Source organism: Paenibacillus sp. 102 (assembly GCF_039549175.1).
In the GTDB taxonomy this organism is placed as follows: domain Bacteria; phylum Bacillota; class Bacilli; order Bacillales; family Bacillaceae_G; genus Bacillus_A.
In genome coordinates this window covers 347,734-360,260 of record NZ_JBCGHT010000002.1, presented here as the reverse complement: position 1 = coordinate 360,260, position 12,527 = coordinate 347,734, and the positions used below count along the sequence as shown (strand labels likewise).

15 protein-coding genes are annotated in these 12,527 nt (G+C 35.9%); 13 read left to right on the top strand and 2 right to left on the bottom strand.

From position 1 onward, the window contains the following. The first annotated feature begins 106 nt into the window (after nt 1-106). The 12 genes from hisZ to AAIE21_RS07725 all read left to right on the top strand — a co-directional run bounded on the left by hisZ (nt 107) and on the right by AAIE21_RS07725 (nt 8,975). Nucleotides 107-1,369, top strand: a complete 1,263-nt coding sequence (hisZ, locus tag AAIE21_RS07780; protein WP_343266233.1) for an ATP phosphoribosyltransferase regulatory subunit — start codon at nt 107-109, stop codon at nt 1,367-1,369. Then, on the top strand, nt 1,345-1,980 hold the full coding sequence (gene hisG / locus AAIE21_RS07775) for an ATP phosphoribosyltransferase (protein ID WP_343266232.1): 636 nt from the start codon (nt 1,345-1,347) through the stop codon (nt 1,978-1,980). The genes hisZ and hisG overlap by 25 nt, the downstream gene beginning before the upstream one ends. 15 nt (nt 1,981-1,995) lie before the next feature. Next, a complete protein-coding gene (gene hisD, locus AAIE21_RS07770; RefSeq protein ID WP_343266231.1) occupies nt 1,996-3,285 on the top strand; it encodes a histidinol dehydrogenase in 1,290 nt (429 codons plus the stop codon). Then, complete coding sequence (gene hisB, locus AAIE21_RS07765) at nt 3,285-3,869, top strand: imidazoleglycerol-phosphate dehydratase HisB (RefSeq protein WP_343266230.1); 585 nt, start codon at nt 3,285-3,287, stop codon at nt 3,867-3,869. The genes hisD and hisB overlap by 1 nt, the downstream gene beginning before the upstream one ends. Further along, the gene (gene hisH / locus AAIE21_RS07760; protein ID WP_343266229.1) at nt 3,870-4,499 is read left to right on the top strand and encodes an imidazole glycerol phosphate synthase subunit HisH; all 630 of its coding nucleotides are present in this window, start codon (nt 3,870-3,872) and stop codon (nt 4,497-4,499) included. After that, nucleotides 4,472-5,191 carry a 1-(5-phosphoribosyl)-5-[(5-phosphoribosylamino)methylideneamino]imidazole-4-carboxamide isomerase gene (hisA, locus tag AAIE21_RS07755; protein WP_343266228.1) on the top strand — a complete coding sequence of 240 codons (720 nt, stop codon included), beginning with the start codon at nt 4,472-4,474 and terminating at the stop codon, nt 5,189-5,191. Before hisH ends, hisA begins: the two co-directional genes overlap by 28 nt. After that, complete coding sequence (hisF, locus tag AAIE21_RS07750) at nt 5,185-5,943, top strand: imidazole glycerol phosphate synthase subunit HisF (RefSeq protein WP_343266227.1); 759 nt, start codon at nt 5,185-5,187, stop codon at nt 5,941-5,943. The genes hisA and hisF overlap by 7 nt, the downstream gene beginning before the upstream one ends. Then, a complete protein-coding gene (gene hisI / locus AAIE21_RS07745; protein ID WP_343266226.1) occupies nt 5,940-6,245 on the top strand; it encodes a phosphoribosyl-AMP cyclohydrolase in 306 nt (101 codons plus the stop codon). The genes hisF and hisI overlap by 4 nt, the downstream gene beginning before the upstream one ends. Nucleotides 6,246-6,258: 13 nt before the next feature. Beyond that, complete coding sequence (gene hisE, locus AAIE21_RS07740; RefSeq protein ID WP_343266225.1) at nt 6,259-6,582, top strand: phosphoribosyl-ATP diphosphatase; 324 nt, start codon at nt 6,259-6,261, stop codon at nt 6,580-6,582. A 12-nt stretch (nt 6,583-6,594) separates the two neighbouring features. After that, nucleotides 6,595-7,617, top strand: coding sequence for a histidinol phosphate phosphatase domain-containing protein (locus AAIE21_RS07735; protein ID WP_343266224.1), 1,023 nt, complete (start codon nt 6,595-6,597; stop codon nt 7,615-7,617). A 70-nt stretch (nt 7,618-7,687) separates the two neighbouring features. Next, a complete protein-coding gene (locus tag AAIE21_RS07730) occupies nt 7,688-7,852 on the top strand; it encodes a DUF4025 domain-containing protein (RefSeq protein WP_343266223.1) in 165 nt (54 codons plus the stop codon). Nucleotides 7,853-8,003: 151 nt separating this feature from the next. Further along, entirely contained in the window at nt 8,004-8,975 is a 972-nt protein-coding gene (locus tag AAIE21_RS07725) for a 2-hydroxyacid dehydrogenase family protein (RefSeq protein WP_343266222.1), read from the top strand. Between the two features lie 30 nt (nt 8,976-9,005). Here the strand turns inward: AAIE21_RS07725 and pssA are convergent, their stop codons facing one another. Then, on the bottom strand, nt 9,006-9,713 hold the full coding sequence (gene pssA / locus AAIE21_RS07720; RefSeq protein WP_336452670.1) for a CDP-diacylglycerol--serine O-phosphatidyltransferase: 708 nt from the start codon (nt 9,711-9,713) through the stop codon (nt 9,006-9,008). A 254-nt stretch (nt 9,714-9,967) separates the two neighbouring features. Beyond that, a complete protein-coding gene (locus tag AAIE21_RS07715; RefSeq protein WP_343266221.1) occupies nt 9,968-11,854 on the bottom strand; it encodes an LTA synthase family protein in 1,887 nt (628 codons plus the stop codon). Between the two features lie 207 nt (nt 11,855-12,061). Here AAIE21_RS07715 and AAIE21_RS07710 point away from each other — a divergent pair, with 207 nt between their 5' ends. Continuing rightward, nucleotides 12,062-12,457, top strand: coding sequence for a DUF3888 domain-containing protein (locus AAIE21_RS07710; RefSeq protein ID WP_343266220.1), 396 nt, complete (start codon nt 12,062-12,064; stop codon nt 12,455-12,457). Nucleotides 12,458-12,527: the final 70 nt, after the last annotated feature.

Here is a 12,527-nt window from a genome sequence, read left to right as displayed (position 1 = left end):
GTATTTTTTCTACAAGGTCCTTTTTATTTTGTTCGTGATTGCTATGGTAGGCCATACACTAAAAGGGGAAGTTTACTGATGAGAGCTTAAAGGAGTGTGAATCGGTATGACAAAATGGAAGCGAGCAAATCCAGATGGAACAAGAGATTATGTATTTGAAGAGTGTACGTTAATAGAAGAAGTTGAACAAAAATTACGACGTACTTTTTTAGAAAGGGGTTATGAAGAAATTCGAACACCCACGATTGAATTTTATGATGTTTTTGCTTTTCGTAATAGGCCGATAGATGAAGAGAAAATGTATAAGTTTTTTGATCAGCAAGGGCGAATTATCGTTTTGAGACCTGATATGACAATTCCTCTAGCGAGGGTAATGGGAACGCTCCGGGAGGATTTGGCTTTGAAACTAACATATAGTGGGAACATATTTCGGGCAAACGAATCCCTATCTGGAAAATACAATGAAATCATTCAAACAGGAATTGAAATAATCGGGATTGATAATATACGTGCTGAAATTGAATGTATCGTAAGTGCAATCCATGCTCTTCAAGCTGTAGGGATTCAATCTTTTACAATAGAGTTGGGGCAAGTTCAGTTATACAAATGTATTGTTAAAAAGCTGTCATTTGGAGAAGAAGAGGAGTCGCTCCTACGTACGTATATTGAAAGTAAAAATTATGCAGAGCTATCTCGTTTTTTACAAGAAAAGAATTTAAATCGAAGTGATGAAACGGTACAGTTGCTTGAAAGGTTACCGAGGTTATTTGGAAAACTTGAAGTGATTGAAGAAGCGGAAAAACTTGCTTCAAATCATGAAATGAAGCGAGCAATCTTGAGAGTAAAAGAAATCTATAAAACGATTGAAAAGTTAGGATATGGTTCATATATATCGATTGATCTTGGGATGATTCAACATTTGCATTATTATACAGGAGTTATATTTAGAGGATATATATATGATGTTGGAGGAGAAATCGTTAGTGGCGGAAGATATGATGAGTTGCTTGGTAATTTTGGAGAACCAATGCCAGCAGTTGGCTTAGCTGTACAAGTAAATCAAATTGCCCGGACATTACAAGAACAGCAAAAAACGTTCCAGCGAAAAAATTTAGATATGATTATTCATTATTCTTTGGAAATGATAGCTGAAGCAGAAAGACTACGTGGGTTACTTCAGAAAGATGGATGGAAAGTAGAACTATCTATGTTTGAGAATTTGCAAGATACATTTCAGTTTGCAAAGAAGAATGGAATTATCAAAGTAATTGAAGCCACTGGAAAAGCATTAGTGGAATATGTATGGAAAGAAAAATGGGTGATACAGAAAGAAGGGGAAACTTCATGCGTAACATTCAAATTGCGTTAACGAAGGGGAGACTGGAGAAACATGTCATTCCGCTATTTGAAAAAATTGGGGTTGATTGTTCGGAATTGATGGATAAAGGAAGGAAGCTTGTATTCCAAAGCGCCAGTACGAACGTTTCATTTATTCTAGTGAAAGCGGTAGATGTTGCGACTTATGTAGAACATGGTGTTGCAGACATTGGGATTGTCGGAAAAGATATTTTAATGGAATACGAGAAAGATATATATGAAATGGTTGATTTAGGTGTAGGGTGTTGCAAGTTTTGTGTTGCCTCTATTCCAACCTATAATCCGAAAGGGTATCGAAAAAAGAGGATTGCTACAAAGTATCCGCATATTACTTCTAACTATTTTCGAGAGAAAGGGGAAGATGTAGAGATTATAAAAATAGAGGGTTCTGTGGAAATAGCTCCATTGCTAGGATTAGCAGACGCAATCGTTGATATTGTAGAGACAGGAAAAACATTACAAGAAAATGGGTTGATTGTATTTGAAGAAATGTATCCAATATCTGCTCGAATGATTGTGAATAAAGCTGCTTTAAAAACAAAAAAAGACGAAATATTCAATATTATCAATAAGATGGAGTGTACAATTGCTTCATTTAAATAAAAAGGGGGGATTGTGATGGAGATAATGTATGAGGATTATACAGAAGCGCTGAAGAGAATAAAAGAGCTAAGAGAACAGGCTAATATAATAGAAGAAACTGTACAGCTACGTGTAAGGGATATTGTTAAACAAGTGAGAGAAAGGAAAGACGAAGCATTAATTTCTTATACAAAGGCTTTCGATCATGCCGAGGTAAAAACGTTCCGCATTCCAAAAGAAGAAATTGAAAAAGCGCGTAAATATGTAGAGTTTTCGTTTCTAGAAGCATTGCAAGAAGCGAAAAAAAATATTATCTCATACCATGAAAAGCAAAAAAAACAATCCTTTGTAGATTGTGAAAATGAAGGTGTGATTCGTGGGCAATTAATTAGACCGTTACAAACGGTGGGTGTATATGTGCCAGGAGGAACGGCATCTTATCCTTCATCTGTACTCATGAATGTATTACCTGCCAAAATTGCAGGTGTTCAGAAAGTTATCATGGTTACACCACCGGGAAAAGAGGGGGTAGATCCTCATATTTTAGCAGCTGCTGAGATTGCAGGTGTAGATGAAATTTATACAGTGGGTGGGGCGCAAGCTATTGCAGCATTAGCATATGGAACGGAATCGATTCCGAAAGTTGATAAGATTGTCGGTCCTGGGAATATATATGTAGCTTTTGCGAAACGTGAGGTGTTTGGGGCTGTTCATATCGATATGATTGCTGGACCATCTGAAATCGTTGTAATTGCTGACAGAACTGGGAATGCGTCTTTTATCGCAGCAGATCTATTATCTCAAGCCGAACATGATGTGAGAGCAACAGCGATTTGCATTACAACTTGTGTAGAACTTGCTAGAGAGATAGAAAGAGAGATAAAAGTGCAGCTTCAGGCATTACCAAGAAGAGAAATAGCTCGTGAATCAATAGAAAGAAATGGAGCGGTTCTCGTTGTTCCTTCGTTAGAGCACGCGTTTCAATTGTCGAATGAGATAGCGCCGGAGCATTTAGAGTTACACATAAATGAACCGATGAATGCCTTGGGCTATATTCAGCATGCGGGTTCGATTTTTATCGGTCCATATGCCCCAGAGCCACTTGGAGATTATTTTGCAGGCCCGAATCATGTATTGCCAACAAGTGGAACGGCACGTTTCTTTTCACCGTTGTCAGTAGATGATTTTGTGAAAAAATCAAGTTTTGTATCATACACGAAAGAAGCGTTACAAAGCGTTCAACATCATATTACAACGCTCGCGGATAAAGAGGGATTACATGCACATGCAAGAGCAATTCAAATTCGATTTGAGGAGGAGAAATAATGCGTGAGGCAAGTCAAGTACGAGGAACGACAGAAACAAAAATTAAGCTGAGTTTACAACTAGATGAAAGTACAAACGTTTTAATTCGAACGGGTGTTGGTTTCTTTGATCATATGTTAACTCTGTTTGCGAAGCATGGACGATTTGGTTTGCAAATTGAAGCAGAAGGTGATGTGTTTGTTGACGCTCATCATACTGTTGAAGACGTTGGGATTGTACTTGGAAATTGCTTGAAAGAAGCATTGCAAAATAAAGAAAGCATTAATCGCTATGGAGCAGCGTATGTACCAATGGATGAGGCGTTAGGTTTTGTAGCGGTTGATATAAGCGGCAGGTCTTATCTTGTGTTTCAAGGTGAATTGAAAAATCCTAAGTTAGGAGATTTTGATACAGAGTTGACAGAGGAATTTTTCAGAGCGGTTGCGCATGCAGCAAATATAACACTACATGCCCGAATTTTATATGGAAGTAATACGCACCACAAAATTGAAGCGTTATTTAAAGCATTTGGACGTGCGCTGCGCGAAGCGGTAGACAAAAATGACAAAATTATTGGTGTAAATTCTACGAAAGGACTGTTGTAATTGATTGCCATTGTAGATTATGGGATGGGAAATATTCGCAGTGTTGAACAAGCGTTAACGCGTATTGGTGCTAAGCATATGGTAACCGATGATAAAGAAAGGATATTGAAAAGTGACGGTGTGATTTTACCAGGGGTTGGAGCTTTTCCAAAAGCAATGATTGCCCTGCAGGAAAAAGATCTTGTTTCAGTGATTCAAGAAATTGGGGTACAAAAGAAACCACTCTTTGGAATTTGCTTAGGGATGCAACTTTTATTTGAAGAGAGTGAAGAGATAGAGAGAACAAAGGGGTTAGGTTTGTTACCTGGAGTAATCAGAAAGCTGGAAGTTCCTTATAAAATACCGCACATGGGCTGGAATCAATTAAAGAAGAAACGGGAAATTGAGTTGTGGAATGAAGTGGAAGATGGTTCATTTGTGTATTACGTTCATTCTTATTACGCAGATTGTCCGAATGAGGTTGTATGTGGCATTAGTGACTACGAAGTTGATATTCCAGGATTTGTTGCGAAAGGGAATATATTTGGAGCGCAGTTTCACCCTGAAAAAAGTGGTGATATCGGGATACAAATATTAAGAAATTTTAAAGGAGTGGTAGAATCATGGAAATCTTCCCAGCTATCGATTTAAAACAAGGACGGTGTGTTAGGCTTTATCAAGGAGAATTTCAAAAGGAAACGATTATGAATGAAAACCCAGTTGCCCAAGCGTTACTTTTTGAAAAATTGGGAGCAAGAATGTTACACATTGTTGATTTGGACGGAGCGGTTGCTGGACGATCTGTAAATTTATCTGTAATTGAAGACATATGTAAAGCTGTTCGTGTTCCAGTCCAAGTGGGGGGCGGAGTGCGGTCTCTTGCATCAATTGAAATGTTATTGTCAGTAGGAGTAGAAAAAGTTATTTTAGGAACGGCTGCATTGTATGATCGTATTTTTTTAGAAGAAGCAGTTCGTTTATATGGGGAAAACATTATCGTTAGTATTGATGCGAAAAACGGTTACGTTGCTACGAGAGGTTGGTTAGATATATCTAAAATTTCTTACATTGATCTCGCAAAGAAAATGGAAAGTGCCGGCGTACAAACAATCATTTTTACCGATATTGCAAAAGATGGTACGTTAGAGGGCCCGAACTTTCAGCAATTACAATTACTACAGAAGGCAGTAGCAATCCGTATCGTTGCATCAGGCGGAGTATGCTCATTGCAAGATGTACAGAAGCTAAACGATATGAATGTACATGGCGTTATTATCGGAAAAGCGCTATATGAAAAAACAATTGATTTAGAAGAGGCATTGCAGGTGACAAAGATATGTTAACGAAGCGAATCATTCCCTGTTTAGATGTAAAAGCTGGGCGTGTTGTAAAGGGTGTGAATTTTATAGGATTACAAGATGTGGGGGATCCTGTTGAAATAGCTGATTTGTACAATCAAGCAGGCGCAGATGAAATTGTTTTTTTAGATATCACTGCTACGCATGAAGGAAGAAAAACGATTGTGGATGTTGTAGAGAGAGCGGCGGCAAAAGTGTTTATTCCACTTACAGTTGGAGGTGGCATTTCATCGGTTCAAGATATGTATACGTTACTAAGAGCAGGTGCGGACAAAATTTCAATTAACTCAGCTGCAGTGCGAAATCCAAAGTTAATTCAGGAAGGAGCCGAACATTTCGGTTCGCAATGTATTGTGGTCGCAATTGATGCAAGAGAAGTAAAAGAAAATAAGTGGAATGTATATGTAAACGGTGGACGTATTGATACGGGAATCGATGCTGTACAATGGGCAAAACAAGCAGAACAGTTAGGAGCTGGGGAAATTTTACTTACGAGTATGGATGCAGATGGGACGAAGGATGGCTATGATCTTCGTTTGACAGAAACAATTTCACAAGCTGTTTCGATTCCAGTGATTGCTTCGGGGGGATGTGGAAGTGCTGAACATATTGTAAAAGTGTTTCAAAAAACGTCGGTAAATGCTGCATTAGCGGCCTCTATTTTTCACTATGGTAAGGTAACAGTACAAGGAGTGAAGCGGAAATTACAAGAAGCGAAAATTGAGGTGAGATTATGATACCTGATTTTTCAAAAGGGTTGCTACCAGCTGTTGTTGTGGAAGAGGAAACAAAAGAAATATTGATGTTAGCATATATGAATGAAGAAGCGTATAAAAAAACGTTAGAAACGAAGAAAACATGGTTTTATTCACGATCCCGGCAAGCATTATGGAATAAAGGAGAAACGTCAGGGCATGTGCAGTATGTTCAATCGCTCTATTTAGATTGTGATCAAGACTCGATTGTGATTATTGTGAAGCAAGTAGGGCCTGCTTGTCACACAGGGGAGAAAACATGCTTTCATTATAAAATCATATAAGGGGGAAATGAAGGTGGAAGACGTACTGAAGTCTTTATATGAAACAATCCAAATGCGTAAAGAAAGTCCAATTTCGGAATCATATACAAATTATTTATTTACAAAAGGTGAAGATAAAATTTTAAAAAAAATAGGGGAAGAGTCTACAGAAGTTATAATCGCTGCAAAAAATGATAATAAAGAAGAACTTGTAAAGGAAATGGTCGATGTCATCTATCACTGTTTTGTTTTATTAGTTGAAAAAAATGTTCCATTAGAAGATGTTTTAGAAGAAGTGAAAGAGAGACAAGGAAAGCTGTCAAAAATAGGAGAGCGTAAAGGAATTGATACGTTGTAAGGGGGAGAGTAAATGAAAGTGGACTATCACCTTCATTTAGAAGAGGGACCGTATTCGATAAAATGGTTGGCGAGAATAAATGAATCGCTAGAATATTTTCAACCACTCAAAGAAGAAAAGCATTCGATTGAATGGCTCATGAAAACGCAAGAACGTTTAAAAAAGCGTGTGCACGAAGGTCCGTTTACAGTAGAATGGATTGACTTCTATTTAGAAGAAGCGTTGCGAAAAGGGATAAAAGAAGTCGGTATTGTTGATCATCTCTATCGCTTTTATGAGGCAAAGGAGTATTATGAGAAGTATGTAGATATTAGTGATTCAAAGCTCGGTCGTTTGCAGAAAGAATGGCTAGATCAAGTGCGGGTAGCATCGATTTATGATTTTACAAAGGTAATCCAAGAGGCAAAAGAACGCTGGAGAAAAAGAGGAGTAACGCTGCGCCTTGGGATTGAAGCTGATTATTTTATTGGTGGTGAGCGAGAGCTAGAAGATTTATTGGCATTAGGGGATTGGGATTACGTCATTGGTTCTGTCCATTTTATTGATGGATGGGGATTTGATAATCCAGATACGAAAGAATATTTCGAAAACCATGAGTTGGATGAATTATACGATGTATTTTTTGGAACAGTCGAACAAGCGATTCGTTCTAAATTATTTGATATTGTAGCTCACCTTGATAATATAAAAGTATTTAATTATCGATTAGATGAAAATGTGCAAATTCCATATTATGAAAGAATTGCTCAGGCATTAGTAGAAACAAATACAGCAACAGAAGTAAATGCGGGATTATATTATCGTTATCCTGTTCGAGAAATGTGTCCAAGTCCACTTTATTTACAAGTGTTAGCAAAGCATAAAGTACCAATTACTCTTTCATCAGATGCTCATTATCCTAATGATTTAGGAAATTATGTCGAGAAAAATGTGAAAACATTACGTAATCATGGTATTTCTCATGTTGCTACATTTGAAAAACGGGTGAGGAAGATGCAACTACTTGAAGAAGAAGTAACAACTGTTTCAAAGTAAAAAATGATTTTGTGATGAAAACCTTTCTTTTTGCTCAAAATAAGAAAGAATGATAAAGGAGGGTTTTTAAATGGCAAAACAAAATAACAAACAGAACATGAAAGTGACGAATCAAAACTATACTTCTCAAACAAACGAGGAAGTCAACGCTGTAACCCAAGAACAAATTAGTGATACGGTAGCAGAAGGAACAATTGATGTAAAGCTTGGAAAACAATCTAGTGAAGAACAATAAGTAAAAGGGGAGATAGATATCTCCTCTTTTCTTATGGGGAAAAGTGTCAGTTTTTAGAACTGTAATCAAATTCCTTGGCTTTTTTAATGTAGATTTCTTACAATATAATATAGGGAAATTCCTATTTTTTAATAGAAGAGGTGCTTAGTTAATGGCAAAAATATTAGTAGCAGGAAATATTCCAGAAATCGGCTTACAGTTATTACAAAATCATGAAATAGAAATGTATGACAAAGAAGAATTAATTAGTAGCGAAGAATTAACAAAACGTGTGAAGGATAAAGATGCACTGTTAAGCTTACTTTCTACAAAGGTAACAAAAGAAGTGATTGATGCAGCACCTGATTTGAAAATCATTGCCAATTATGGTGCAGGTTACGATAACATCGATTACACGTATGCGCTAGAGAAAGGGATTGCAGTTACAAATACACCGAAAGTTTCAACAGAAGCAACGGCAGAATTAACATTTGCTCTTCTTTTAGCTGCGGCAAGACGAATTCCAGAAGGAGATACATTATGTCGTACAGTAGGATTTAATGGCTGGGCACCACTCTTTTTCCTTGGCCGGGAAGTATATGGAAAGACAATTGGAGTTATCGGTCTTGGAGAAATTGGAAAAGCAGTTGCCAAACGTGCAAAAGCATTTGGAATGAATATTATTTACACAGGCCCAAATCGTAAGCTAGAGGCTGAAAAAGAATTGGAAGCAACCTATGTAACATTAGAAAAACTATTACAAACAGCGGATTTTATTACGATTAACTGTGCGTATAACCCAAGTCTCCATCATATGATTGATGAAGAACAATTTAAAATGATGAAGAAAACAGCATATATTATAAATGCAGCACGTGGTCCGATTATGAATGAACTAGCGCTTGCTCATGCGTTAGAAGCAAATGAAATTGAAGGGGCAGCTCTTGATGTGTTTGAGTTTGAACCGAAAATTACAGAGAAATTAAAGGGATTGAAAAATGTCGTTCTTACTCCGCACGTTGGAAACGCAACGTTTGAAACACGTGACGCAATGGCTGAAATGGCAGTGCGAAACATTTTAGCTGTATTAGAAGGTGAAGAAGCATTAACGCCTGTAAGTCAAAAGGAATTAGTTACAAAATAACAAGAACCCTTCCAACTGGAAGGGTTCTTGTTATTTTTCCTTATTTGCTCGTTTTTTATGAGAAGGTCTTTGCCTAATAAATTGAGATAGCATATACAAAATATAAAGTGGGACAGCAATGAATAAAAATACCGAAATGTTACCAAAGCTTGTTTTATACATTGTATAAATAATTCCGATTAAAAAGAGTGTAACAATAATACTGTATCGTGGAATTGGTACATCTTTTAAACTTGGGATACGAATACGACTTACCATTAAAAATGCAAACGTTACAAATACTGTAATGAGGACAATTTTTGGAATGGTATGTGAAAATAGTGTTAAGAAGGCAACGAGTCCACCTGCTGCAGTAATAGGAACGCCAGTGAAATACTTCATAGAGGTAGAGGAAGGCGTTACATTGAATCGCGCTAAACGATATGCTCCGAACAGAGGGAATAGTCCTGCTATGTATAGTCCGATAATTCCATAGTTGGAAAAGGAAGTGTAATACATTAAAACTGCAGGTGCAGCTCCAAATGTGACAACATCTGCTAGTGAGTCAAGTTCTTTCCCCATTTGTGAATCGACACGTAATAAACGGGCTACCCGGCCATCAAGACTATCTAACATCATCCCGATTAGTACTAAAATAGCAGCTGGTTTATAATACCCTAAAGATGCATAGCCGATTGATAAAAATCCACTGTATAAATTTCCGAGCGTAAATAAGTTTGGAATTGCTGCTCTATACAAAATCTGATCCCTTGCTTTCTGTAATAAATTCTTAATTAGTGTATGAAAGTTTACTTATTTTATCATAACATAAATTTCTTTCCACGTACGAAAAAATTACCATTTTGTGAAAGATTTCATAAAGTGAAACCATGTTCAATGGTTTGCTTCATTTATGGCGAGCTTTCACGAGTAGTTTATCCCTTGCCTAACTTTTTTATCATTTTAACCGAGAAGCACCCTCAAATTGTTATCATTCGAGGGTGCTTTTAAGATTATTCAAATTTAGTTATCGTTGTGCCCGTTTTATATTTATTATTAGGATCAAATCGTAATAAATCTCCATAGATAAGCTTATCAGAATAATTTAATTCTGTTTTCGTTTTTTCAATATACGGCTGGCAGATAGCTGAATCAATCGGCTCACCCGTGCTCTTTTTATAGCACATATTTTTTGTATAAACATAATCGTTTGTTACGAAACTACCATCACGCATAATCATAAGTGGGTTTTCGTTTTTGGTAAATAAATCAGTACCAAATTCAACAGATTGGTTTGTTTTAATGCCAAGTAAATGAAGCAATGTTGGCTTTATATCAATTTGTCCAGATACTTTTGAAATGACTTTTCCTTCTTGACCAGGAACGTGAATAATAAGAGGTACACGTTGTAACTGCATCGAATCAAATGGAGTTATGGATTCCTTACCTAGAAATTGTGCCATAGCAGCATTATGATTTTCAGAAATTCCGTAATGATCTCCATAAATAACAATAACTGAATTATCGTATAAATCCTCTTCTTTTAATCGATTAATAAATAGTTTAAGAGCTTCATCTGTATAGCGAACAGTTGGAAAATAACGATTTAGTACACCGCTCTCAGAATTATACTCACTAATATATTGATCTTCTGGATTTAAAAGAAACGGGAAGTGATTTGTTAATGTAATAAATTTTGTATAAAACGGCTTTGGTAAAGATTGAAGTTTTGAAATTGATTGTTCAAAGAACTCTTTATCTTTTAATCCCCAGCCAACAGACATTTGTTCTGTTCCTGTATAATCATTTAGGTTAAAGTAACGATCGTATCCGAGTGCCGGGTACATTACATCCCGATTCCAAAACGTTTTATCATTTGAATGGAAAACGGCGGAATAATACCCATATTTTTTTAACTGCTCAGGAGTTGCTGTGTATTCATTGTTTGCATGAGTGAAAAATACAGAACCACGGTCTAATGGATAGAGTGAATTTTCTACAATAAATTCGGCATCGGATGTTTTTCCTTGTCCAGTTTGATGATAAAAGTTATCGAAGTAATAACTATCTTTTATAAACTCATTTAAAAATGGAGTAATTTCTTTTCCATTGATTTTCTTGTTGATAACAAAATTTTGTGTTGACTCCATTGAAATTAAAATGACATTCTTCCCTTTTGCAGCCCCAAATAAATTTTTGTCAACTTTATTATCCTTTGAGTTCACGTAGTTCTTGATTTCAGAAAACCCATCTCCGCTTGCAAAAACACGCTGAGCAGAGGATTTAGACTGAAGTGTAATGTCGAATAAATGATAGGTATATAAACCTAGGTTTTTCACGACAGTTTGACGATCAAAAGAGCGTGAAAATAATTGTGGTTTATAAATGACAGAAACAATAATTTGTAATGCTAATAGAGCTGTTATACCACTGAAAAAGGTTCGTTTTTCAGCACGAGATAACGGAGTGTTATCGCAAAAACTTGGGAATTTACGTGAAATAAACATTAGAATAATAGCATCTGCAAATAACAGTAATGTTTTGTACGTAAATAATTCTTTAATACTTGTTCCTAAGTCGGCCATGTTATTCGTTTGGAATAGAACAGGGAATGTGACAAAGTCATTATAAAACCCGTAAAACATCGCATTTCCAAATAAAATAAATGACAGCAAAAAGCTGATGCCAATAATAATTCGATTTCGATATTTTGATGCTAATAAAGCTAGACCGAAAAATAAAAGCAATGAAGCAATTGGATTAAACAAAAGCATTGTTTCTTCGAAGAAGTTATCAATTTTAATATCGAAGGCTAGCTTGTACACAATATATGTTTTAATCCATAATAAAACGACTGCAACAAGTGCAAATCGTAATTTTGGAAACAAATGTTGTAGCATAATATACTCCTCTCCTACTATAAGTGACGGTTCTAGTGATTGTATCTCTAATGATAGAAGTTTCACTTTATATATACGAACTGTCGTTTATCTTTATGTACTATTATACGAAAACAAAACAGAATTGTGGATGGTTTTTATAAGAATTGGTTAGAAAAAGAGAAAACGGAGACAATAACCATATCGCATTTTGATACGGAGGTTATGATGAAAAAGTTATTTTGTTTCATATGTAGTGGTTTTTTATTATTTTCCACCCCTACAGTTTTCGCTGCTCAATATGATGCGCCGTTATTAGAAGATGCTCTGTATTCTGTTTTGTTTCCACAAATAAATACTACGATTGAAAAGCACTATGGGAAACAAAAACCATATGATTGTCCAAAGATTGTAAGCATGAAAAAAATGTATAGTGGTACATATTTATTTCAAACAGTAATTGAAGTGACAAAATATGAAGCTGGTATAGGTGGAAAAGTACTTCCTCCATTTGAAAAAATAAGAATCACATTTGATAATGATGAAGGAGAATGGATTGTGAAAAAAATAGATATAAAGCGCTTACCAAATGATACGAAATTGAATTGTAAAAAACCAATATAAAAAATTGTTTGACAAATAATTTAGTCATTTGGTATTGTTAATACCAACATAAGATGTTTGAAAATTAAAT